General features: G+C 60.4%; 15 protein-coding genes and 1 pseudogene. 5 read left to right on the forward strand and 11 right to left on the reverse strand.

Annotation, left to right across the window (positions count from 1 at the left end; all coding sequences use genetic code 11):
* Nucleotides 1-108: 108 nt before the first annotated feature.
* The 3 genes and pseudogenes from AC07S6_RS24620 to AC07S6_RS24630 all read right to left on the reverse strand — a co-directional run.
* Nucleotides 109-1,044: pseudogene (locus AC07S6_RS24620) on the reverse strand (Fic family protein); the annotation flags it as partial.
* A gap of 156 nt (nt 1,045-1,200) precedes the next feature.
* Nucleotides 1,201-1,446, reverse strand: a complete 246-nt coding sequence (locus tag AC07S6_RS24625; RefSeq protein WP_014716383.1) for a DUF2789 domain-containing protein — start codon at nt 1,444-1,446, stop codon at nt 1,201-1,203.
* 32 nt (nt 1,447-1,478) lie between these two features.
* Entirely contained in the window at nt 1,479-3,059 is a 1,581-nt protein-coding gene (locus AC07S6_RS24630) for a glycosyltransferase family 39 protein (RefSeq protein ID WP_495113245.1), read from the reverse strand.
* A 181-nt stretch (nt 3,060-3,240) separates the two neighbouring features.
* On the opposite strand from AC07S6_RS24630, the gene AC07S6_RS24635 reads away from it, so the two are divergent.
* The 4 genes from AC07S6_RS24635 to AC07S6_RS24650 all read left to right on the forward strand — a co-directional run bounded on the left by AC07S6_RS24635 (nt 3,241) and on the right by AC07S6_RS24650 (nt 7,162).
* Nucleotides 3,241-5,403: a PA5441 family protein gene (locus tag AC07S6_RS24635; protein WP_495113236.1), complete on the forward strand. Its 2,163-nt coding sequence runs from the start codon at nt 3,241-3,243 to the stop codon at nt 5,401-5,403.
* Nucleotides 5,400-6,104 (forward strand): DUF3142 domain-containing protein, encoded by a 705-nt coding sequence (locus tag AC07S6_RS24640; RefSeq protein WP_495113237.1) that lies wholly within the window; start codon nt 5,400-5,402, stop codon nt 6,102-6,104. Before AC07S6_RS24635 ends, AC07S6_RS24640 begins: the two co-directional genes overlap by 4 nt.
* A gap of 105 nt (nt 6,105-6,209) precedes the next feature.
* On the forward strand, nt 6,210-6,569 hold the full coding sequence (locus AC07S6_RS24645; protein WP_202690900.1) for a helix-turn-helix domain-containing protein: 360 nt from the start codon (nt 6,210-6,212) through the stop codon (nt 6,567-6,569).
* A 68-nt stretch (nt 6,570-6,637) separates the two neighbouring features.
* Nucleotides 6,638-7,162 (forward strand): HipA domain-containing protein, encoded by a 525-nt coding sequence (locus tag AC07S6_RS24650; protein WP_234452309.1) that lies wholly within the window; start codon nt 6,638-6,640, stop codon nt 7,160-7,162.
* 37 nt (nt 7,163-7,199) lie between these two features.
* Here AC07S6_RS24650 and AC07S6_RS24655 read toward each other — a convergent pair whose 3' ends face one another.
* The 8 genes from AC07S6_RS24655 to AC07S6_RS24690 all read right to left on the reverse strand — a co-directional run bounded on the left by AC07S6_RS24655 (nt 7,200) and on the right by AC07S6_RS24690 (nt 18,450).
* Entirely contained in the window at nt 7,200-8,642 is a 1,443-nt protein-coding gene (locus AC07S6_RS24655; protein WP_495113238.1) for an efflux transporter outer membrane subunit, read from the reverse strand.
* Nucleotides 8,639-9,697, reverse strand: coding sequence for an HlyD family secretion protein (locus tag AC07S6_RS24660; protein WP_495113239.1), 1,059 nt, complete (start codon nt 9,695-9,697; stop codon nt 8,639-8,641). Before AC07S6_RS24660 ends, AC07S6_RS24655 begins: the two co-directional genes overlap by 4 nt.
* A gap of 15 nt (nt 9,698-9,712) precedes the next feature.
* Nucleotides 9,713-11,248: an MFS transporter gene (locus tag AC07S6_RS24665; RefSeq protein WP_495113240.1), complete on the reverse strand. Its 1,536-nt coding sequence runs from the start codon at nt 11,246-11,248 to the stop codon at nt 9,713-9,715.
* A gap of 227 nt (nt 11,249-11,475) precedes the next feature.
* Nucleotides 11,476-12,396: a LysR family transcriptional regulator gene (locus AC07S6_RS24670; RefSeq protein WP_003187445.1), complete on the reverse strand. Its 921-nt coding sequence runs from the start codon at nt 12,394-12,396 to the stop codon at nt 11,476-11,478.
* 60 nt (nt 12,397-12,456) lie between these two features.
* Complete coding sequence (locus AC07S6_RS24675) at nt 12,457-13,329, reverse strand: TauD/TfdA dioxygenase family protein (protein WP_495113241.1); 873 nt, start codon at nt 13,327-13,329, stop codon at nt 12,457-12,459.
* 213 nt (nt 13,330-13,542) lie between these two features.
* Nucleotides 13,543-14,907, reverse strand: a complete 1,365-nt coding sequence (locus AC07S6_RS24680) for an HlyD family type I secretion periplasmic adaptor subunit (RefSeq protein WP_014716369.1) — start codon at nt 14,905-14,907, stop codon at nt 13,543-13,545.
* Entirely contained in the window at nt 14,897-17,053 is a 2,157-nt protein-coding gene (locus tag AC07S6_RS24685) for a type I secretion system permease/ATPase (RefSeq protein WP_034125412.1), read from the reverse strand. The genes AC07S6_RS24680 and AC07S6_RS24685 overlap by 11 nt, the downstream gene beginning before the upstream one ends.
* A gap of 41 nt (nt 17,054-17,094) precedes the next feature.
* Nucleotides 17,095-18,450 (reverse strand): TolC family outer membrane protein, encoded by a 1,356-nt coding sequence (locus AC07S6_RS24690; protein ID WP_495113242.1) that lies wholly within the window; start codon nt 18,448-18,450, stop codon nt 17,095-17,097.
* A 340-nt stretch (nt 18,451-18,790) separates the two neighbouring features.
* Between AC07S6_RS24690 and AC07S6_RS24695 the strand changes: the two genes are divergently transcribed.
* The coding region (locus tag AC07S6_RS24695; RefSeq protein ID WP_495113243.1) for a retention module-containing protein at nt 18,791-22,203 on the forward strand (3,413 nt) is incomplete at its 3' end.

Genomic DNA, 22,203 nt, shown 5'->3' on the forward strand with positions numbered 1-22,203 from the left:
AATAGGAGATATCCCTTTGATAAGAAAAAACATCTGCTGCATCTATAGTCCGTTTCAGCTAGAGAAATCGACGTTTCCCATCTTTTCACGAAGTGTCTGGATCACCTCTTACTCGCCCATCAACCTCAAGCTCTCCTCCTCAATAAACCCAAACACCTCCTCCGCCACACTGTATTGAAACTGCTTACGCCGATGCTTGGAAAGCTTCCCACCGTTATCCAGGCACATCATCACCAGCTTCGACAAATCACTGCCGCGCACGTCGTAGCGTTGGTTCACTGCTTTGATCACTTGGTCATAACGGTCGAGGAATTCGGTTTCTTCGCGCAGTTCCACTTCCAGCGCGCGGCGGGCCATTTGCAGGGTGAATTCGACGCAGCGGGTCGCATCCCAGTAGCGATAGATCGAGGGGTGGCCGATGAAGTCGAACGCCATGTGGTCCGCATCCAGCCAGGTGACGTTCCAGAACTCACGGGTTGGCTGGGAAAAGGTTTTCAGGGCTTGCAGGTAGGCTTGCTCTTCATGCTTCATGGCGACAGAGACCGGTAGCAGCAAACCATTTTCCAGTGCGCCGTAGTGGCAAAGCGTCTGATGGATCAGGAAGCGAGACAGGCGCCCATTACCGTCCATGAACGGGTGCAGGAAGACGAAGCCGAAAGCGGTGACTGCCGCCGCCACCAAAGGATCGACGCCTCGCACGGGCTGGTTGGCGAAGGCCATCAGCTCTTCCATCAGTTCCTGGCAAAGCGCGGGAGCTGGCGGTACGTAGCTGACACCGGCTGCGCCGCGCAGCCCGTTATGCAGAGGGTTCTGTTCGTGGCGAAACGCGACGGCTTTGTCGAAGGGGTTGAAGACGGTGCTGTTTTGCAGTTCGACCAAGTAGTCCTCGGTGAGCAACCGGCCTTCGTGGGCCTGGCGCAGGAGTTGGACGAAGCGACGGGATTTTTCTTCGCTGGGTGGTTCTTTTTCGATGGCAAATGAATCGCGGGTTTCGTGCAGGTATGCCCACTGGATGGCGCGGTCCATCATTTCGGGAGGGAGGGTGCGATAACCTTTAGATCGAGCGCCTCACACAGATGAGCTTATCCGACTGTTGGCATGGCGAGCTTTTCCAGAAAAAATTCACTTAAGCGATTAAAGCCCAGTTTTTTTACCGCTCACCATTTTTTTTTACATACTCGCATTTCTTGGGATATTTTTTTACACCCCTCGCCCACCCCGCAACATCAAATTCAACTCATCCACCACCACCGCCCAATCCGCATCCTCCAGAATCTCTTCACGCAAAAATGTCTTCTGGGCGTCGCTCCAAAAAAACGCATCCGCCAGTTTCAACTCCGGCTTGAGCGGCGAATGAGAGGCGACAAATTGCTCAATACTGACCGGGTCGTCCGGCAGGCCAAGCTGTTTGAACAAAGCCGGCAAGCTGTGCAGTGGCGATTCCATGAAAGGCTCCTCATAAGTAGGTTCAAGTGAGTCTAGCGGCAGCCTTCAGGTTGCGGCGCCGGTGCGTTGCATAGCACGAACAACCGCGCCCTGGCGCCACCGCCGTCCTGGCGACTGAGTTCGCGCCAGCCGTTGGGCAGTGGCGCGAATTCATCTGGGGCTTCGTTGCTGCTGATCAACCATACCCGCCGCGTTTGAGCAGGCAGTGCTGAGAGGCGGTCCAGATAGATGCGGCCACCGTCCTGGTCCACCAGTGTGCCGAAACCATAGGCGTTCGGGCGAGTGGCAGTGCCGTCGGGCTTGGGCGGTGTGTAGAGCTGAAGTTGCGCGTCGGTCTGGTCGTAATACACGTAGCTGAGGTACCACATCATGTCACTGAGGACGATGCGGTCGCCTTCCTGGTAGTTGCGATTGACGAACTCCACCGGCACGTTGAACTGGTCGTGCTCATCCACTTCGAAGTTGTTCTTTAGCCCCAACAGTTCTACGCCAACAAACAGTGCGAACAACGCCACGCCCAGCCAGGACAAACGGGGCGGCAAACGGTCGATGGCAAGCGCCAGGACTATCGGCAGGCCTAACGCATACACCGTGAGGTAGCGCTCGATAAACACGGGCGAGATAAAGGACACGCCATAGACCAGCAACAGCGGCAGCAGGCAAAACAGTGCCGGCAGGCGCGCCGCGTGGTTGCGCCAGGCCGTCGATACAACCACCCCGGCGAGCAGCAGGGGGAACAGCCAGAACAGCGGCGGCCACAGGCCGAGACCGTCATCCTGCAATAGGAACTGCCAGATGATCGACGGCAGCGACAGTAGATTGACCGGCTCTTCCCAACCAATGTCGCCGCCGACTTTGAGTTGTTCGACGTGCTGCACCAAATCCAGCAGGTTGGGTAGCCAGGGCAGATACAACAACACTATCGCTACGTTGGCGACCCACCACGCAGGTCGCGTGATCAGGCGTTGAGCTGGCGCCTGCAACCCCAGGTACGCCCAATGCACCAGCACGCACAGCGCGGTGAAGTAGTGGGTATAGAACCCGGCGCTCATTAACAGCACATACACAGCCAAATAACGCACGCGCTCGGGCTGCTTCACCCAGTACACCAGGGCCAGCGTGGCGCCCAGCAGCCCCACACCCAGCAGCGAATACATCCGCACTTCCTGGCTGTAGCGCACCGCCGTGGGCAGTAGAGCCAGCAGGATCCCCGCCAGCACGGCCGCGCGGCGGGTGGACAGTCGCCGTGTCAGCCAGATGCCCAGGCCCACTAAGGCAATACCGGGGATCGCACTCAGGCTGCGAATCGAGCCGATGCTATCGCCGAACACCTCGACCCAACCGCGCAGCAGCAAGAAATACAGCGGCGGGTGCACATCATGGGCCGCGTGAAACCACAGGTCGGCCAGGGCGTATTCGCTCAGTAACAGGCTTGAGCCTTCGTCGCCCCAGATCGCCGCCGAGGTGAGGTGGTAAAACCGCAGGGCCATGGCCAGCGCCAGGATCGGCACCCACCACAGACGGCTGAGCCAGCCGGCACCTTCCCAGGTCAAGCGATGGAAGGTCGGCAATGCTTCAACTTTTTCGTTTTGCTCTACCACAGACCGACGCACCTCAAATTCTCCCGGCATGACCCTGCTTGCCTATGCGCAAACACCGCCACTCTAGGCCAAAAGCCCTGGCCTCGCCGCTGGAATCGGACAAATCAGCAATTTGTGTAGGCCTTCACCGAAGCACTCGTCGGATCAGGCTATTATTGCCCCTTCTCCAAGGACTCAGGATCAAGGAAACGTTATGCGCATCGGTTTGCTGTCACCTCTGGCCCTGGCCCTGTTGGCCGGTTTTTCCCTACCGGCCCAGGCCAGCTCTGACGACTCGTGTTACCCCGATTGGCGGGTATCGCGTGACAGCTACGAGCCGTGCAGCAACCAGCCGTTTCTCAGCCCTGGCAACGACAGCCGGGTGAACCTGCGCCTGTTGTTGGCCGACAAAAAAGCTGCGCCCCTGGCTCCGAATGCCTTGGGCGAAGACGATTTGGCGCAAGGCTTTGGCCCGGTGCCGTTTCCGGTGTACCGCCTGGTGCCGGTTCCGGCCACGAATGAGGAGCCTGACAACAAGGCTGACAATTCACGCACAGCCGAACTCGACACGCTGCTCCAGCCCCTGGGCATCAAGCGCGAGGAGTACAAGACCGCAGGCCAGGACTTCCTGAATGGCGAAGGCAGCCGTTGCCGCAGCAATGACGATGACAGCGCCACGGCGTTTATCAGCCAGGTGATCAAGGCCCAGATGCCGCCCGCCGAGCGCGATGTGTTGGTAAAAGCACGCCTGCAGCTGCTGACCACCTGTGACTGGAGCCGCCAGGTGGTGGACGCGCAGTTGACGCCCTCGGCCAACGCCCAGTTGTTTCGCACCTATTTGCAGGCCGCCGGCGACTTCTACAGCGGGCGCTTCGATTACGCCGAGCGCGGGTTCGCCGCCGCCGCCACCAGCGATGTGCCGTGGCTGAAGGAAACGGCGCTGTACATGACTGCGCGTACGTCGCTGAATCAGGCCCAGGCCGAAGCCTTCGACGAATACGGCATGCCGCAACGCGAGCATGTGGATAAGTCGGCCTTGAGCGATGCCGAAGAAGGTTTTCTCAGTTACCTGAAACATTATCCAGAGGGCGATTACGTTGCGTCGGCCCGTGGCCTGTTGCGCCGTGTGCACTGGCTGGCGAACGACGACGCCAGGCTTGCCGAAGACTTCACTTGGCAATTCACCGAGGCCACTGAGGCCCAGCGCAATGTGAGCGTGGACGAACTGGTGGAAGAGGCCGACCTCAAGTTGCTGATGGTCGGCAACAAAGCGGCGAACAGCCCGATGCTGCAAGTGGTTAGCGACCTGATGGCGATGCGCGCCCACACCCCGCCGCTGTTGAGCCGTGAAGACCTGGATAAGCAAAAGAGCACCTTCGCCAGTGAGCCGGCGCTTTTTGACTTCCTGCAAGCCAGCTATGCCCTGTACGTCGAACACCAACCCGACGCGGCCTTGAAGCACCTGCCGGCGGATGTGCCGTCGAGCCTGGATTACTTCGCCTTCAGCCAACAGACCCTGCGCGCCCTGGCTCTGGAAGCCAAGCAGGACTGGAAGGCCGCCGAAGCCCTGTGGCTGCAACTGCTGCCGCTGGCCAAGCAACCGCTGCAACGCGATCAACTGGAACTGGCCCTGGCCATGAATTACGAGCGCAGCGGCCAATTGGCCAAGGTGTTCGCCGCCGACTCGCCGATCAGCGCCAAGCAAGTGCGCTACATCTTGCTGCGCAACGTCGCAGGCCCCGACCTGCTGCGCCAGCAGATCGCCAACGCAAGCGACCCGATCGAGCGTCAGAGCGCGCAATTCGTGCTCCTCTACAAAGACCTGCTGCGCGGCCAGTACGCCACCTTCGCCGATGACCTCAAGCAGGCCTCGCTCTCTGACGACAAACTCGGCACCAGCCTGGGCTACACCTATACCAGCGGCCAGACCTTGAAGCTGTTCCAATGGAACGGCGACAAGGCCGAATCCGGCTACGCCTGCCCAAGCATCGCGCAAATCGCGGCGACCTTGCAGAACGAGGCCAAAAACCCGCATGCGTTGAACTGCTTCGGTGAGTTCATCCTGCGCAACGGCCTGGACGGCATGCCGTTGGAACAACCCCGCGCCGCCGGCAGCCTGGGCAGTACCGCCTCGGACTTCAAGGGTGAAACCTTCTCGCGCCTGGACGGCTACAAACAGGTGATCGCCAACGCCAAGGCGCCGAAAACCGACAAGGCTTATGCGCTGTTCCGCGCCATCAACTGCTACGCGCCGGCCGGTTACAACAGCTGCGGCGGCGAAGACGTTGCGCCGGCAGTGCGCAAAGCCTGGTTCCGCCAACTCAAGAGCGGTTTTGCCGATACCCAGTGGGGCAAATCGCTGCAGTACTACTGGTGAAGCCGCTGTGGCTGGGCTTGCTGTTGCTGGCAAGCCCGGCTTTTGGTGCCGTGGACGCCCGCGACTATGACGCCTTCTGGCTGTGGAGTGGCGTCGAGCCTCAGCCGGTGATCAAGCAGGCAAAAACCCTGTACATCCTGCAAGGCCAGATCAACTCCACTCGTCGCGCGCCCCAGCGCGGCGTGCAATTGATCGCCCAGGGCATGAGCGTGCCGCGTATTACTCAAGGCCACGTCTGGGTGGTGTACCGCGCCCACACCTTGCGCTGGCCGGAACGGGTCTACACCCAGGTGCTGGGCCAGGTGCAACGCTGGTGTGACGCCGGCAACCCGGTGATCGGCATCCAGATCGACTTCGACGCCCGCACCCAATATCTGCACGAATACGCCGATTTTCTGCGCGACCTGCGCCAGCGCCTGCCTGCCGACCTGCGGTTGAGCATCACCGGCCTGATGGACTGGAGCAGCAACGCTGACCCGGCCGCTATCGCCCAACTCAAGGGCGTGGTGGATGAAGTGGTGGTGCAGACGTATCAAGGGCGTCACAGCATCCCTGACTATGCCGCGTATTTGCCGCGGATGAATCGGCTGGGCGTGCCGTTCAAGATTGGCTTGATTCAGGGCGGGGAGTGGCAAGAGCCGGGGTATCTGGGGGCCGATGAGTGGTTTCGGGGGTATGTGGTGTTTTTGCAAAACCTTTGATTCTTCCAACCCTGCAAAAAGCCGGCCTCGAGCCGGTTTTTTGCAGGTGGCCTTAGAGGCTTGGATGATATAAGTTACCTTTATTGCTTTAAAGGGTGATATATCATGCAAGAAACAGCGAAGCCCTACCCGCACAAAGGGTACATCTCTGAGAGAAGCGCTGAGCTGATGAGAGGTATCGGGAACGGTATCGAAATAGCCCGCATTCGTCGCCGGTTGAAAATTTCCACCATATGCAGCCGCGCGGGCATTACGCGGCAGACGTATCAGCGGCTGAGGCAGGGCGAGGCCGGCATATCCCTCGGCGTGCTGATGAATGTGCTTAGCGCGATGGACTTGGAAGAAGGTATGGCGAGCATTGCGTCACCAGAACTTGACCAGGTTGGGATTACCATGAGCCTCGCCCGTGAGCCTGAGCGCATTCGCACTGAAGGAGAACACGATGTCCTGGAAGCCGATTGGTAATGCCTTTGTTTTTTCAGCTCACTTGGTCGGTGACCCGGTCCCTGTTGGCGAAGTGGCCATGCATGGGAATGGATTCGTTTTTCGCTACGCCAACAGTTGGCTCGCGCGGCCCGACGCATTTGCGATTGACCCGCGTCGACGCGGTTGAAAGTGCCGTTTCCTATTACAGGATCGCAGACGTTTTGAAGAAGGTCAGCGACGATGCAACGTTTGATATGCGTGAGCTTTACAAGCGCATGGCCTTCAATGTGCTCATCGGCAATAGCGACGACCACCTGAAACAAACCGGACTGCTATTGACCAGCGCCTCGGGCTATTCCCTTGCGCCAGTATTTGACGTGTTGCCCCACCCGACTCAGCTAGGCTTGCAGGCACTTATCATCGGGAATGAGGGCAGGGTATCGTCGATCAGCAATTTGCTCAGTACCCCCGAGCGCTTTGGGTTGGGAATGGATGAAGCAAGATCCATCGTCACTGATATTTATGCTGTGGTGCGAGAAGCCTCCGGCTTTTTCGAAGCGACAGGCTGTAGCGGTGCCGATGTGCGCATGCTTTCCAATGTGTGTACCCGGTTTGCAGCCGACCTCACTTAGGATCAAGGATCTCGGGCCGCAACAAAGCGCACCCTCATTACTGAGCGACTTGCAACGGATACACCGACTCCCACCCTCCTCCCAACGCTTTGTACAGCCCGACCATGGCCAATGACACGCCGGTGGAGCTCTCTACCCACTGCTCCTGAGTCGCCAACAACGCACTCTGCACCGTGAGCACGTTGACGAAATCCGCCACGCCTTCGACGTACTGATGTTGCGCAGTGGTGAGGGCGATCTGGTTCTGGCGCACTGCTTCAGCCAGGCTGTCGCGGCGCAGTTGGCTGGCGTTGTAGCGGGTCAGTTGGTCGTCGATTTCATGCCAGGCACGCAGCACGGTTTGCTGGTAGGCCAGGGCCGCTTCCTGTTGCTGGGCTTCGCGTAAATCCACCATGCCTTGCAGGCGCCCGCCGTTGAACAGCGGTAGGCTCAACTGTGGGCCGAAGGCAAAGGCGCGGGAACCCCAGGAACCGAAATCCGAGAGCTGCATGGCTTGGGAGCCGAGGCTGCCGGACAGGGTGATACGTGGGTAAAAGTCGCCCTTGGCCACGCCGATGCTGGCAGTGGCGGCGTGCAAGCGAGCCTCTGCCTGACGGATGTCTGGGCGCCGTTCAGCCAGCTCTGATGGTAAGCCGATCGCGACCTGGCGCTGGGTTTGCGGCACAGGTGCATCCTTGGACAGCTGCGCGTGCAGGGCCTGGGGCGGCTCGCCCATCAGCAGGCTAAGGGCATTGATCAATTGGTCCTGGCGCTGTTGTAAATCCGGCAGGCGCGCCTCGATAGCCGCGACTTGAGCGGCGGCTTCGGCCACGTCCAGGTCGGTCGCGACGCCGTCGGCCAGGCGCAGTTGCGAGAGCTTGAGGCTGTGGCGCGCAACATCGAGGTTTTGCTCGGTGACGGCACGGGTGTTCTGGACGCCGCGCAGTTGGATATAGTCCTGGGCAGTCTCGGCCAGCACCGACAACAACACGGCGCGACGGTCATTTTCGGCGACTTCCAGCGTGGCGTCGGCGGCCTCGGTTTCACGCTTGACCCGGCCCCAGAAGTCCAGCTCCCAGGCGGCCGAAAAGCCCATGTCCCATTGGTTGAAGGCCGAGCGGCCGTTCTCGCCGGAAGGGTCGTTCAAGCCTTTGCCGCTGTTGCGCTTGCGCTGGTAAGCGCCGCCGACATCAACGTTGGGGTAGCGCTCGGCCGTGGTCACCTGGCGGATAGCGCGGCTTTGTTGCAGGCGGCTGCTGGCCAGTTTCAGGTCGAGGTTATCGCTGAGGGCGCGACGTGTAAGGGCCGAGAGTTGCGCATCGTGGAACACATCCCACCAGCGCTCCTGCAAAGGGTCGCTGGTGGCGCGGCTGGCGGCCTGGCGGCCCTGGGGTTCGCTCCACTGATTGATCTGCGAGCCCTGGGGCCGCTGGAAATCCGGGCCGACCGTGCAGGCACTCAGGGTGATCAGGCTCAAGGTGAGCCAGGCAACGTGTTTCATTGCTGGGCCACCTCACGCTGTTGCGAGACCGGCCGCGTATCGACGCTGGCTTCCACCGACATGCCCACGCGCAGGCGCTCGGTCAATGGCTGGTTCGGCTCAAGCACGATCTTCACTGGAATACGCTGCACCACCTTGGTGAAGTTGCCGGTGGCGTTGTCGGGCTTGACCGAGGCGAAGGTCACCCCGGTGGCAGGCGCCAGGCTTTCCAGATGGCCTTTGAGCAGTTCGCCGTCAAGGCTGTCGACGCTGACTTGCACCGCTTGCCCCGCGTGCATATGCGACAGTTGCGTCTCTTGGAAATTGGCCACCACATAGGCTTCAGAAAGCGGCACAACCGCGAGGATCTTGCTGCCCGGCGTCACATAGGCGCCGACCCGCACCGCACGCTCACCGACCATGCCATCCACCGGTGCGACAATGCGCGTGTAAGACAGCTGATAACTGGCCATTTCCAGCGCGGCCTGGGCGCGTTTGAGCCCACCTTCGGCGGCGTCACGCTGGGCGGTGAGGATTTCCACCTGCTTGCGTTCGGCGGCCAGCACGGCGGTGGATTTGGCCAGGCGCGCGGTAGCCTGGTCGATGCGGGTCTTGGCTTGCTGGGCGTTCTGCACGGTGCCCGCACCGACGCCAGCGAGGTGGTTGTAGCGATTCAGTTCATGCTCGGCAAACGCCACTTCTGCGCGATCTGCTGCCACGGTGGCCTGGGCCTGGGCGATCACCGAGCTTTGGCGCTCCAGGGTCGCGCTGGCGTTTTTCAGCTGGGCCTGGGCGACCAGGGTGTCGGCATCGGCGGCCTGGGCGGCGGCGCGAAAATCGCGGTCGTCGATCAACGCCAACAGTTGGCCAGCCTTGACGCGCTGGTTGTCTTCTACCAGCACTTCTTTGATGAAGCCTGCCACCCGCGGCGCCACCAGAGTGAAGTCGGCGGCGACAAAGGCGTCGTTGGTGGTCTGGTGCTTGCTGCCCAGTACGCCCGGCGCAACCAGGTAAACCAACACGCCGACGGCAAATACAGCAATAACGGAGACGGCAATTTTGTCTTTGCGTTTCATGGAAAGTCCTTGAGGTCAGGCCGGAGCGCGAGGCGGATAGATCCGCGTGGGCATCCAGAAAATCAGCAGGATCAACGCCACCGCGACACCGGCCATGACGACGTAAAGATCCGAAGAGGTCAGCACCACGGTCTGCTCGTGCAAGCGGTGGGCGAGGCCCGGCGCGTCGGCGTCGGCCAGGGGCGAATTGCCCAGGCGGTCCACCAACATGGTTGAATGGAAATGCCCGCGCTGGGTGGTCAATGTATCGAGCACCGCAGTGGCGATCACAGCAGCCAGGCCTTTGACGGTGTTGAACCAGGCCGAGGCAAACGGCCCTTCGATGGGCTGGATACTGCCGGTGGACAGCATCAACAGCGGCAGCACGGCCATCGGCTGACCGAAAATCTGCAGCAGGTACCAGCCATAAAAGTCGTCACGAATCCACGCCGAAGTCAGGTGAGAACTGCCGATGCAGCACAGCACCAACATGCTCAGGCCAATGCCCAGCACCCAGCGGCAATCGACCCAGCGCAGGTTGCACAGCGCCGCCACCAGCGGCAGCGCAATCAACTGTGGCAGCGCCATCAGCAGCATCACCGGCGCAGTTTGCAGCGGCCGGTAACCCTGGACCTGGGCGAGGAAACTGGACGGGATGATGATCACCGAGGTCAGCACCATCAGCACGCCGGCCAGCACGATCAGGGCGAAGGCCAGGTTGCGCAGGCCGAGCATCTGCAGGTTGAAGAAGGGCAGCGGCTGTGACCATTCGTTGAGCATGAACAGCACCAGCAACACTGTGCCGCCACACAGCAGGAAGGTAATCAGGCCCGACTCGAACCAGTCCAGGCGATTGCCTTGCAACAGGCCGATCACCAGCATGCAAATCGCCGGGAAGCCCAACAGCAAACCACGCCAGTTGAACTGCTTGAAGCGCTCCAGGCGCAGCGGGTCTTGTGGCAAGCCATAGGCCACGGCCGCCATGGCCAGCAGGCAAGGCGCGACGATCTGCCAGAACGCCCACTGCCAACCGACGTATTCGGTCCACAACGCCGCCAGCGGCGTGCCCAGGCTGGGGCCGAAGGTGGCGGTCAGCGCGTAACCGGCCAACCCGTACAACTTGACGTTGGCCGGCAAAAAACGCAGCGCCACGGTCATCAGCATCGGCGGCAGCGCGCCACCGGCCAGGCCTTGCACGGTACGCAGCAGCAACAGGCTTTCGTAGTTCGGCGCGAACGGGCAGAGGATGCCCAGCACGGTGAACAAACCGATGGCGCACAGCGTGAAACGGCGCAGGGAAAACGTCACCGAACACCACGGCGCGAAGGCCATGGCTGCCACGGAGGTGGCGGTGTAGGCGGCGACCAGCCACGTGCCTTCATCAAAGCCGATGTACAGCGCGCCACGGATATCGGCGAGAGCAACCTTGGTGACCATCTCGTTGAGACCGGAAACCAGTACCGCCAGCAATACGCCGAGCAAGCCGATGATGATGCGCGGGCCGAATACGGGTGGGCTCAGAGCCGCAGGTTTGGCTGCGGCCTGGAGGACGGGGGCAGCGAGGGACGTCATGAACAGGTAACTCGGAATGAGAAATACCTGAGCAGTTTAATCGGGCACTCTCATGACAAAAAGTTACTTGTTGGCAGGTTATAAGTGCGTCAGACGCAACTTTGAACATCAACACTGAACCCTGTGGGAGCTGGCTTGCCTGCGATAGCGCCAGTTCAGTAACAGATTCAGTGACTGACACCCCGCCTTCGCAGGCAAGCCAGCTCCCACATTCATCCGCGTTCGCTTTATACCGGCTGGGCTTCTAGCCAGGTGGCATGACAGCTCTCGCGCATGGTTTCGCGCAGCCACTTATGGGCCGGGTCTTTGTCGAAGCGTGGGTGCCAGGATTGCGCCAGGACCAGGGTTTGCAGTGGAATCGGCAAGGCAAATGCGCGCAGTGGCAGGTTCAGACGCTTGGCGCTCAGGAGGGCTTCCTTGGGTACCGGCAACAGCAGGTCGGAATCGGGCAGCATGAACATCGCACCGTGAAAGCCTGGGGCGATCATGGCCACACGGCGCTCCAGGCCTTGGGCATTCAACGCGGTATCGATGGGCCCACGGGCGATGCCGCGCCGGGAGATGCTGATGTGGGAGTAGCTGGCAAAGCGTGCCGCCGTGATTTCTTCGTCGAACAGCGGGTGGTCTTGTCGTGCCAGGCCGACAAAGGTGGTGGAGAACAGGTTCTGCACCTTCACTTCCGGGCTGGCAGGCATGGTGTTGCTCACCCGCAAGTCCAACCGCCCTTCCCGCAGGGCTTCATCGTCAGTGTCGCCTTCGGGCACAAAGCGCAGCTCACACAACGGCGCCACACGCTCCATGGTGTCGAACAGTCGCCCGCCATACACGCCGATGAAAAAGTCATTGGCGCGCACGCTGAAGCGGCGGCGCAAGGTGCTCAAATCGACTTGGTCCGCCGAACGGAACAGCAACGCAGCCTGCTCCACCACATTGCGCACCTGGCCTTGCAGCTCGAGCGCCTTGGGCGTCGGCACCAGGCCACGGCCGGCACGCACCAGGATCGGGTCACCGACCGCTTCACGGATACGCGTGAGGGTGCGGCTCATGGCGGCCGGGCTGAGGTTCATCCGCCGCGCGGCGCCCACCACACTGCCCTCGTCGAGCAACGCGTCGAGGGCGACCAGCAGGTTCATGTCCGGTAGTTGCATGCCAAGCACTCGTGGTTCGTTGGGAGTGAGCTGGGCGCAATCCTAGCAGGCTTTATCGGGTTAGAAAGGCGCATCACCCTGAATGGTGGTGCGGTACAACTTGCGCCGCAGATGGCTTGGGCACCCGGCGGCCAGGTGGATCAGCGAGCGGTTGTCCCAGAACACCAGGTCGTGGGGCTGCCACTGGTGGCGGTAGATGTTTTCCGGCAGCACGCTATGGGCGTAGAGCTGGGCCAGCAGGTCACGGCTTTCGTCATCGGGCAGGCCGACGATACGGGTGGTGAAGCCCTCGCTGACGAACAGCGCCTTACGGCCGTTTTCCGGGTGGGTGCGCACAACGGGGTGCACCACTTCGGCAACCTGGGCGAGCTGTTCGGGGGTAAGGGTTGGGCGCCAGTTGCCTTCGAATTTGGTCTCGCTGTAGCGCGCCGTGTAGGAATGCGCGGCGCTGCGGCCTTCGACCGCGTTGCGCAGGTGACCTGGCAAGTGCTGCCAGGCTTTGTGCATATCGGCGAACAGAGTGTCGCCGCCTTCAGATGGCAGTTCCTGGGCATGCAGCATCGAACCCAGGCTGGGCAGTTCTTTGTATGACAGGTCCGAATGCCAGAACTTGCCTGCATCCCCCAGGCCGATGGATTGGCCGTTCTCGATGATGTTGGAAACGATCAGGATCTCGGGGTGGTTGGCCAACAGGAACTGCTTGAGCACATGGATCTGCAACACGCCGAAACGGCGGCTGAAGGCGATCTGTTGTTCGGGAGTGATGCGTTGGTCGCGGAACACGATGACGTGGTAGTCCAAGTGTGCGCGATGGATGCGGGCGAAGTCCTGGTCGTTGACTGGGCGGGATAAGTCCAGGCCGATGATCTCGGCGCCGACACTGCCTGGGAAGGGGTGGATGTCGAAGGTTTGGAGGGCGGTGGTGGCAGACATTTGATTCATTCCCGGCGGACAGGGGAGTGAATTTATAGGCATAAGGATGGAAGCTTAAATACCGTTAGCGCATATGGATATGGCGTTTGGTTTGAGCTGTAGCGTGATGCTGACGGCTCACCGGGGGCAAGCCCCCTCCCACATTCTGATTGGTGAACACATTCAAATGTGGGAGCTGGCTTGCCTGCGATAAGGTCGGACAGGCGCTGAAGATCAACGCTCGTGCAACGCCTCGGCCCGCGCCTTGATGATCGGCTTGAGCAGGTAGCTGAGGATGCTTTTCTTGCCGGTGATGATATCCACCGAAGCAACCATGCCAGGGATGATCAGCAGCGGTTTCTCATCCGTACCCAAGTGGCTGCGGTCAGTGCGCAAAGTGATCATGTAGTAGGTGGTCTTCTTGTCTTCATCAGTGATGGTGTCGGCACCGATGCGTTCGAGCTTGGCCTTCAGGCCACCGTACACCGTGTAGTCGTAAGCGGTGAACTTGACCACCGCTTCCTGCCCTGGGTGCAGGAAGGCGATGTCTTGCGGGCGGATCTTGGCTTCTACCAGCAGGGTGTCGTCCAGCGGCACGATTTCGACCATGTCACTGCCCGGCTGGATCACACCGCCAACGGTGTTGACCAGCAACTGCTTGACGATCCCGCGCACGGGCGAGGTGACCAGGGTGCGGCTGACCCGGTCTTCCAGCGCGCGGCCGGTGGACTCGGCCTTGTTCAGTTCTGTACGGGCTTCGTTGAGTTGGGTCAGGGCTTCGCTGCGGAATTTGCCGCGGGTTTCATCGATCTTGCGTTGCACTTCCTTGATCGCCGATTCAGCACGCGGGATCGCCAGGGTGGTAGCGTCCAACTGTCCGCGGGTTTCCATTTCGGCGCGCTTGAGGCGCAGCACTTCTACCGGCGACACCGCGCCCTGGGCCACCAGCGGCTCGGACATGTTGATTTCCTGGCGTTGCAGGGACAACTGGCTGCGGTATTGGCCCTGCTTGGAGGTGAACTCGCGCAGTTCCTGTTGGCGCTGTACCAGTTGTTCCTGCAAACCGCCCACTTCATCCTTCAACTGTTGACGGCGGCTTTCATACAAGGAACGCTCGTTGGCGGCCTGGCTCGGCGCGGCCTTTAACACCTCGTCAGGGATGTTCAGCGGACGGTCATCCACCTGCGCGCTCAAACGCTCGACACGCAGTTGCATGGCCAGGCGCAGGGCTTCGGTTTCCCCGGCGTTGGAGACAAACCGCGTGTCGTCGAGACGAATCAACGGCGCGCCGGCCTCTACGATCTGGCCTTCCTTGACGTACAACTCGGCGACGATACCGCCTTCAAGGTTCTGGATTTTCTGCAGCTTGGACGACGGAATCGCCTTGCCGTCGCCACGGGTCACTTCGTCGATCTGGGAGAAACCGGCCCACACCACCAGAAATACAAAGAACGCGATGATTGCCCAGATGGTCAGGCGGATGACCCGTGGCGCATCTTCGATCAGCGCCTTGTTGACCTCGGGCAGCGGCTGGCCCTGCAGCGAATCGGAGCCTTTGAAGTAGCGGCCGACCGCACTCTTGATGGAGTTAAGCAACACTGATCTGCCCCTTCTTCAACGCTTCCATGACCACGGCTTTCGGGCCGTCCGCGAGAATCTGCCCACGGTCGACCACCAGCAGGCGATCAACTAGGGAGAGCAGTGAGGCTCGGTGCGTGACCAGCACCACGGTTTTGTTTTGCACCACGGCTTGCAGGCGTTGCTTCAAGCGTTCTTCGCCGGTGTTGTCCATGGCGCTGGTGGGTTCGTCCAGCAGCAGCATGGGCGGGTTGAGCAGCAGCGCACGGGCCAGGGCAACGTTCTGGCGCTGGCCACCGGACAGGTTCTGCCCACGCTCGCCGACTTGCAGTTCGTAGCCTTGGGGATGCAGACGTGCAAATTCGTGCACGCCAGCCAGTTCGGCGGCTTGCAGGACCATTTCATCCTCGACGTAGCGCGCACCGCTGACCAGGTTGTCGCGAAGGGTGCCAGCCAGCAATTGAATGTCTTGGGCGACATAGCCGATGTTGTGGCGCAGTTCGCTCACGTCGATCTGGCGCACGTCCACGCCGTCCACCAGCAAGGAGCCGGAGTCGGGTTGGTAAAGGCCGACGATCAGTTTGGCCAGGGAGCTTTTGCCCGAGCCGCTGCGGCCGATGATGCCGATTTTTTCCCCTGGTTTGATCACCAGGTTGATGTTTTTCAGCGCCAGGTTCTGCTGGTTCGGGTAAGTGAAGTTCAGGCCCCGGCACTCGATGGCGCCTTGCAGGGTGCGACGGCTCATGGGGCGCTCTTCGAAGTTGCGCTCCTGGGGCAGCTCCATCATCTGGTCCACCGAGGTCATGGTGACCTTGGCTTGCTGGTAGCGCGTCAGCAGGCCCGACAGCGAGGCCAACGGGCTCAAGGCGCGGCCACTGAGCATGTAGCAGGCAATCAGGCCGCCCATGCTGAGGTTGCCGTCGATGATCTGGTACACGCCGAACACGATCATGATCACGCCGGCCAGTTGCTGGATCAGCAGGGTCATGTTCATCGACAGGCCCGACAGCAACTTCACCCGAAGCTCAAGCCGGCTCAGGGTACCGATGGTCTGTTCCCAGCCGTACTGACGCTCGCTCTCGGCATTGTTGACCTTGACCGCATCGAGCCCGGCGAGGGTTTCGATCAGGCTCGACTGGCGCTCGGCGGCCAGCGCCATGGTGCGTTCCATGGTCGCGACCAGGGGCTTCTGCAAGGCGTAGCCGATGCCCAAGGCGAGCGGGAACGCCAACACTGGAATCCACACCAGGTGCCCGCCGAGAATGGCGATGACCAGGAAGATCAGCAGCGTAAACGGCAGGTCGATCAGGCTGGTGAGGGTCAGCGACGCGAGGAAGTCGCGCAAGCTTTGAAACTCGTGGATGTTCTGCGCGAAGCTGCCGACCCGCGCCGGGCGGTATTTCATGGACATGCCAACGATGCGCTCGAACAGCGTGGCCGAGATGATCAGGTCGGTCTTTTTACCGGCCAGGTCCAGGCACAGGCTGCGCAGGCTTTTGAGGATCAGGTCGAACAGGTAAGCACCACAGATACCCACGGCCAACACCCACAGGGTGGCGGTGGCCTGGTTCGGCACGACGCGGTCGTACACGTTCATCACGAACAGCGGCGCGGCCATGGCGATGATGTTGATCAGGAAGCTGGCGGCGATGGCGTCGGTGTAGAGCCAGCGTGAACGCATGAGGGTGTCACGGAACCACGAGCGCGCCCGCGGAATCAGGCTGCCGTGGTTGACGTCGAACTTGTGCTGCGGCTGTGCAAAGAAGACTTTGCCGATGTAGTCGTCGGCCAGTGCTTCGCGCTTGATCAGCACTTCACCGCCGTCGCTTTCGCTGAGCAGGATCCGCGCCTCATCTTCGCCCTCCCAGCCCACCAGCACGGTACTGCGACCGTCCTTGAGCAACAGCAGCGCCGGCAGTGCAATGGTCGGGATCTGTTCCAACTTGCGTTGCAGCAGCCGGCCTTGCAACCCGGCCCGCGCAGCGGCACGCGGCAGCAGTTCGGCACTCAAGCGTTGCGAAGGCAGCGGCAGGCCGGTGGTGAGCATGGCCGCACTGGCCGGTTTTTGATGCAGGGCGCAGAGCGCCAACAACCCGTCGAGTAACGGGTCGTCGTGCAGTGCGCGTGGATCATGACTGAGATGAACTCGACTGACTTCAGGTTCCACGCGGGGCACTCTCGACTAACAGATGGGGCTATTGGGGTGGCTCAATTCATCCCAGGCAGTTGGACTTTAGGTTTCACGTCGTTCTGCACGACGGAGGCCATTGGTGCAACCACTCCCTGGCTCTTGAGCAATTCGCCCATGGTCGCCTTGATTCGGTACTGAGTAAATAACTGAATGTTCTTGATTTCTTCCAGGCGGCGGGAAGCGGTGAACAATTCATTTTCGCTGTCGAGCAAATCCAACAGCGTACGTTGACCAAGGCTGAACTGTTGCTGGTAGGACGTGCGTACGCGGGTGCTGTGATCCACGTACTGCTGGGCGACCGGCAATTGCGCATTGGCGTTGTTCAGGGCGTTCCAGGCCAAGCCTAGTTCTTCATTGAGTTGGCGCAAGGCATTGTTACGGATGTCCAGCGCCTGGTTGGCCTGGTAGGACTTCGATTGCAGGTCGGCCTTGTTGCTGCCACCGGCGAACAGGTTGAAGCGCATGCGCACCATGGCTTCCCAACCATTGCTGTGGTTGGGATCACCGGAGACGTTGTTGTCGGCGTTGGTACCCAATTCAGCGTCAAAACGCGGATAGAAGTTGGACTTGGCGGCGTCGTACTGCTTCTCGGCGGCAGAGATATCCGACTCGGCCGAACGCAGGATCGGGCTGTTGTCGAGCATCTGGCGACGCGCTTCATTCAGGTCTGCCGGCAGCATGGCCATGAATGGGGCCGGACGCTCAAGTTCGTCGGGCATCTGGCCGACGGCGCTGAGGTAGTTGACCTGCGCATCGGCCAGGTTGGTCTGCTCGGTGATCAAGTTGTTACGGGCCTGGGCCAGGCGCGCTTCGGCCTGGTCCTGGTCGGCACCGTTGCCGACGCCGCGCCCGGTGCGCAACTTGATCTGGTCGTAGATGCGCTCGTGGTTGCGCAGGTTGTCTTCGGCCAGGCGTACGAACTCACGGCGGGTCAATACTTCCAGGTAAACCTGGGCAACGGTCAGCGCGGTGCGCTCGGAAGTCCCGAGCAAAGAGTAAGCGCGGGAATTAACGTTGGCTTGTTGACGCCCGACTTCGCTGGAGGTGGCGAAACCGTCAAAAATCATTTGCTGCAGGCGCAGGCTGGATTCACCGCGGTTGAGCGTGTCCCAGTGATTGCCGCCAGGGTTGTTGGCGCGGGTGGTGGCGTTGTCGGTTCCTTGGCGGCCGTAACCGGCGTTCAGGTCGACACGCGGCAGGTAGCCGCCTTGTGCGGCGCGCAATTGGTAATCGGCAGCGATGCGGCTGTTAACACCTGCCTGGATTTCCGGGTGTACATCCAATGCCTGTTGCATGGCTTGGGGCAGTGTCTGGGCTTGTACGAAACTGGCGGCGAGAACGAACGGTATTGCCTTGAACAGGTGCAGACGCATTTAAAATTTCCCTAGGACTTCTTGTCTCAAATCACAGCGATTGGCACCGCTGCGTCGGATAATGGCTACCGTAATGACCGTACGTCGGAAAGTTCAAAAAGCGGAACTGCTTCACACACATGTAGGACGGTTCGCCGCATAAATATCAATGTGACATTACGGGGCCGATTGTTTAGGATGGCGGCCCCAAGGTCAATAGTTTGGCACTAACTAGATAGCTAAAAAATCTAGCCAATTATTTGACGTCAATACATATATAGACTACGCCCTCCCAATTGGCAGCCCTAATAGCGCGCTGCGAAATGGAATTTGTCGAAACGGATCGCCGGAGAAAATTTTAATGAGCAGTGTTGTTGCCATCGTCAAAAGCATTGTTGGTCAAGTTTTCGTTATTTCTCCGGAAGGTGCTCGGCGCGTCCTCGTTGAAGGTGATCGCTTGTTCGCGGGCGACCAGATCGACACCGGTATGTCGGGCGCCGTGAGCCTGGAGCTGGCCGACGGTCGCATTCTGGACCTGGGCCGTGACACCCAGTGGAGCGCCGACCTGCCGGACTCCAGCCTCGACCTCGCCGCTGCCAGCGAGCAAGCCGCGCCATCGGTTGCCGAGCTGCAACAAGCTATCGCCGCTGGCGCCGACCCGACCACCGACCTGGAAGCCACCGCCGCCGGCGCAAACGCTGCCGGTAACGGCGCAGCCGGGGGTGGCCACAGCTTCGTGGTGCTGGATGCGACCGCCGGCCGTGTCGATCCGACCATCGGCTTCCCCACCGGTACGCTTGGTCAGGGCACTTCGGCTCTCAACGCGCTGACCGGTGCCCCAGGCTCCGCTGACGCGGGCAACCTGGTGCTGCAGCCTTCGACCCTGTCCCTGAGCGCAACGCCCACCATCACCGAAGCCGGTGGTGTGCTGACCTACACCGCGACCGTGACGCGGCCATCCAGCAGCGACCTTACCGTCACCTTGTCCAATGGCGCGGTGATTACCATCCCGTCAGGCCAACTGACCGGTACGGTCAACGTACCCCTGGCTCCCAACGACACCCCGTACAACGACCCGAGCCAGATCAGCGTGGGCGTTACGGGCACCACCGGTGGCGGCAACCTGGTATTGACCATCGACCCTAACCCGGCCGTGACGCAGATCACCGACACCATCGACACCACCACGGTCACTCTAACGGCTGGTTCGACCGTGACCGAAGGCGGTCAGATCACCTACACCGCCACCTTGACCAACCCGGCGCAGACGCCGGTGAATGTCACCTTGAGCAATGGCTCGGTGATCACGATCAAGGCCGGTGAGTCGACGGGCAGCGTTGTCGTGGATACGCCGGCTAACGACGTCTACAACAATGGTTCGACGGTCAGCACCACGATCACGGGCGCAACGGGCGGTAACTTCGAGAACCTGGTACCGAATACCACGCCAGCGGTCACCACCATTACCGATTCGATCGACACCACCACGGTCACCCTGACCGCTGGTTCGACCGTGACCGAAGGCGGCCAGATCACCTACACCGCCACCCTGACCAATCCAGCGCAGACCCCGGTGAACGTCACCTTGAGCAATGGCTCGGTGATCACCATCAAGGCTGGTGAGTCGACAGGCACTGTTGTCGTTGATACGCCGGCTAACGATGTCTACAACAACGGTTCGACGGTCAGCACCACGATCACGGGCGCAACGGGCGGTAACTTCGAGAATCTGGTACCGAATACCACGCCTGCGGTCACGACCATTACCGATTCGATCGACACCACCACGGTCACTCTGACCGCAGGTTCGACCGTGACCGAAGGCGGCCAGATCACCTACACCGCCACCTTGACCAACCCGGCGCAGACCCCGGTGAATGTCACCTTGAGCAATGGCTCGGTGATCACCATCAAGGCTGGTGAGTCGACAGGCAGCGTTGTGGTTGATACACCGGCTAACGATGTCTACAACAATGGCTCTACCGTCAGCACCACCATCACCGGTGCAACGGGCGGTAACTTCGAGAATCTGGTACCGAATACCACGCCTGCGGTCACGACCATTACCGATTCGATCGATGCCACCACGGTCACCCTGACCGCTGGTTCGACCGTGACTGAAGGCGGCCAGATCACCTATACCGCCACGCTGACCAACCCGGCACAGACGCCAGTGAACGTCACTTTGAGCAATGGCTCGGTGATCACCATCAAGGCCGGTGAGTCGACAGGTACCGTTGTCGTTGATACGCCGGCTAACGACGTCTACGTCAACGGCAGCACCGTCAGTACGACGATCACGAGCGCGACTGGCGGCAATTTCGAGAGCCTGGTGCCGAGCACCACGCCAGCGATTACCACCATTACCGATTCGATCGACACCACCACTGTGACGCTGACAGCGCCAACCGAGGCGAACGAAGGTGGGCAGGTTACGTATACCGCCACGCTTTCCAACAAAGCGGGCACAGATGTCACGCTGAAGTTGGATAACGGTTCGTCGATCACCATCAAGGCTGGCGAAACTGTTGGTACCGTAACCGTGCCTGCGCCGACCGATGACGTGTTTATCGATAAGAGCACGCAGACCGTCAAAATCACTGACGCTTCCGGCGGCAACTTCGAAAAACTGGAAGTTGCAGGCAACGGCGCCACCACCACGATCAACGACACCCTCGACAAAGTTGATGTGGTGCTGACGGCAACTCCTACCGTTGGTGAAGGCGGCAATATCGTCTACACCGCTAGCCTTGTGGATAAGAACGGCGCGCCGGTGACTAACATCACCAACCCGTTGACCGTGACTTTGGATAACGGTCAGACCATTACCATCGGTGTTAACCAATCCAGCGGCACCGTTACTACCGTTGCGCCAGACGATATTTATAAAGGCGATCAGACCGTCACTGCTGCTATCAAGGGTGTGACCGGCGGCGAGCATTTCGAGAATCTGGTCCCTGGCACTACCGCGGTGAACACCACCGTTACTGATACACCGGGCACCGATAACACCACTACCGTAACGCTGACAGCGCCTAACGCTGTTAACGAAGGTGGGCAGATTACGTACACCGCAACGCTTTCCAACAAAGCGGGCACTGATGTAACGCTGAAGTTGGATAACGGCTCGTCGATCACCATCAAGGCTGGCGACACCGTTGGCACTGTGACCGTGCCTGCGCCTACCGATGACGTGTTCATCGATAAGAGCACCCAGACGGTCAAGATCACTGAGACTACTGGTGGCAACTTCGAAAAACTCGAAGTAGCTGGCAACGGCGCGACCACCTCCATCAACGACACTATCGACAAGGTAGATGTGGTCCTGACGGCCACCACCACCGTCGGCGAAGGCGGCAACATCGTCTACACCGCCAGCCTTGTGGATAAAAACGGCGCGCCGGTGACCAACATCACCAACCCGCTGACCGTGACTCTGGATAACGGCCAAACCATCACCATTGGCGTAAACCAATCGAGCGCTAGCGTGTCGGTTCTTGCACCGGATGACGTCTACAAAGGTGATCAGACTGTCACTACCGCCATCCAAGGCGTGACCGGTGGCGAGCACTTTGAAAATCTGGTTCCAGGGACTGATAAAGTCACCACGACTGTGACTGACACACCGGGTACCGATAACACTACGACTGTCACGTTGACTGCGCCAAGTGCCGTTAACGAAGGTGGCCAGATCACCTACACCGCGACCTTGAGCAACAAGGCCGGTACCGACGTCACCTTGAAGCTGGATAACGGCTCGTCGATCACCATCAA

The organism is Pseudomonas sp. GW821-FHT07B01, from assembly GCF_059419065.1.